Source organism: Streptomyces sp. NRRL WC-3618, from assembly GCF_001280005.1.
GTDB lineage: Bacteria > Actinomycetota > Actinomycetes > Streptomycetales > Streptomycetaceae > Streptomyces.
Genome location: NZ_LGDW01000203.1, coordinates 1 through 2,374, shown reverse-complemented (window position 1 = coordinate 2,374; position 2,374 = coordinate 1). Strand labels below are relative to the sequence as shown.

Below are 2,374 nucleotides of genomic sequence, written 5' to 3'. Positions count from 1 at the left end.
AGAGCCTTTGGGGCTTGCTTGAGCCGTATGCGCGGATGACGTGCACGTACGGTTCTGAGGGGGCCGGGGTCCAGCAATGGACTCCGGCTACCCGACAAGAGTAGCGGGTCCTACCCCCGTGTCGGGAGTGGCGGTCGCGGGGTGGTTGCCCAGGCCGGCTCGGTGCTGCTGGTCGAGACAGTCCGCAAGTCCGGCCTGGATACCGCGATATCGGCGGCACTCACGCCATGGCGCAAGCCGCGGGCTGTGCACGATCCGGGCAAGATCCTGCTGATGTGGCGCTGGCCGTCGCACTCGGCGGCGACTGTCTGGCCGACGTCGGCGTGCTGCGGGCCGAGCCGTCTGTGTTCGGCCCGGTGGCCTCCGATCCGACCATCTCCCGCCTCGTCGACGCGCTCGCCGCGTCCGGCCCGAAAGCTCTTGCGGCGATCCGGGGCGCACGTTCCGAAGTGCGTCAGCGAGTCTGGGAGTTGGCCGGGGCAAGCAGTCCGGCCGCCGACGGCCAGGTGATCGTGGACATCGACGGCGTGCTTGTGCTCGCACACTCCGAGAAGCAGGACGCCACCCCGACCTGGAAGAAGACCTTCGGCCATCACCCGCTCGTCGCGTTCGTCGACCACGGCCAGGCCAGGTCCGGGGGAGCCGGTGGCCGCCCTGCTGCGGCCCGGCAACGCCGGCTCCAACACCGCGAGCGATCACATCGAAACCGCCCAACTCGCCCTGGCCCAGCTACCCAACCGCCTGCGGCGGGGACGGCAGATACTGATCCGCACCGACTCCGGCGGCGGCACCCACACCTTCCTCGACTGGCTCTCCCGACGCGGGCGATGGCTGTCGTATTCCGTCGGAATGACCATCACCGACGCCATCCACCAGGCCGTCCTGAAGATCCCGAAGAAGGCGTGGACGCCGGCCTACGACCCGGGCGGCACCGAGCGGCCCGGCGCCTGGGTCGCAGAGATCACCGACATGCCCGACCTGAGCACCTGGCCCACGGGCATGCGGCTGATCGTCCGCAAGGAACGCCCGCACCCCGGCGCCCAGTTGCGCTTCACCGACCTCGACGGCCTACGGCTCACCTGCTTCGCGACCAACACAAAGGGCGGCCAGCTCGCCGACCTCGAACTGCGTCACCGACGGCGGGCCCGCTGCGAGGACCGCATCCGAAAACGGCCTGCGCAACCTCCCCCTGCACGACACCGCCCAGAACCGGATCTGGCTGGAGATCGTCTCCCTCGCACTCGACCTCCTCGCCTGGATGCCGATGCTCGCCCTGACCGGCGACACTCGCCGCTGGGAACCCAAAAAGCTCCGCCTGCGCCTGTTCTCCGCCGCCGCTCAGTTCGTGAACACCGGCCGCCGCCACTGGCTGCGCTTCACCGGCCGATGGCCCTGGACCGACGTCATCACTCACGTGATCGCCAGGCTGCACATCCTCCCGAACCCCGGCTGACCAGCCACTTCGACCATCCCGACAACCCCACCACCGCACCGGCGAAGTGGAACCCGGCGCCCACCCGACGGAGAGCCGGGCCGTCAACCTGCCCACCCTCAGCCACCGAAAGCGAAACGGTCCGCCGACGGAGTCGGCGGACCGTCAAGAAAGATCGAGGTTAGAGGACGTTCGTGTCACCTACGCGGTGGTTTACGGCGGTTGGCGCATGCCGGGAATCAGTTTGTACAGGCTGAACGGGCGGTATGTCTCTTCGGTCGCGACGCACCTGATCTTGCGTTTCACCCTGGTTACTACCGAGAGCTCCTGTCCGGTTCGAATAAGCACCTGAATTTGTCTTTTGCCTCGCCCGATCGAGCGATATGCCCGATCGGGAGCCCCGTGCATGAGTATCCCCATGGCCACTTCTCAGCAGCGCAAGCCGTACCTGAGTGATCTGTCCGACGCCCGCTGGGAGTTGATCGAGCCGACCTTGACGGCCTGGCGGGCCGAGCGACAGAAGACCTCGCTCAACCTCGGCGGCAAGGTCACTGACCTGCGAGAAGTGATGAACGCGATCCTCTTCCTCAACCGGACCGGAGTGCCGTGGCGCTACCTGCCGCACGACTTCCCGCCGCACACCACCGTGTTCAGCTACTTCAGCGCATGGACCGCCGACGGCACCATCGAGAAAATCGGCGTCCGCCTGCACCGAATGGTCCGTGAGCAGGCAGGACGCACCGCCGAGCCCACAGCCTGCGTTCTCGACGCACAGAGCGTGAAGACCGCCACCAGCGTCCCCACCGACACCCAGGGCACCGACGCCGGCAAGAAGATCGTGGGCCGTTATCTTGAGCCCGTACGAGCGTGTCCTTCATGTGTGTGAAGCACTCTGAAGTTCCCCCAACTTCCGTCGTGGATGCGGTTATCTGCCGCCGTCCA

Annotated in this window: 2 pseudogenes; both read left to right on the top strand. The window is 67.1% G+C overall.

Going from position 1 to position 2,374, the window contains the following annotated elements:
* The first annotated feature begins 54 nt into the window (after positions 1–54).
* Positions 55–1,453, top strand: a pseudogene (locus ADL01_RS19460) (IS1380 family transposase).
* 397 nt (positions 1,454–1,850) lie between these two features.
* Positions 1,851–2,279 (top strand): annotated as a pseudogene (locus tag ADL01_RS19455) (transposase); the annotation flags it as partial.
* Between the last annotated feature and the right edge of the window lie 95 nt (positions 2,280–2,374).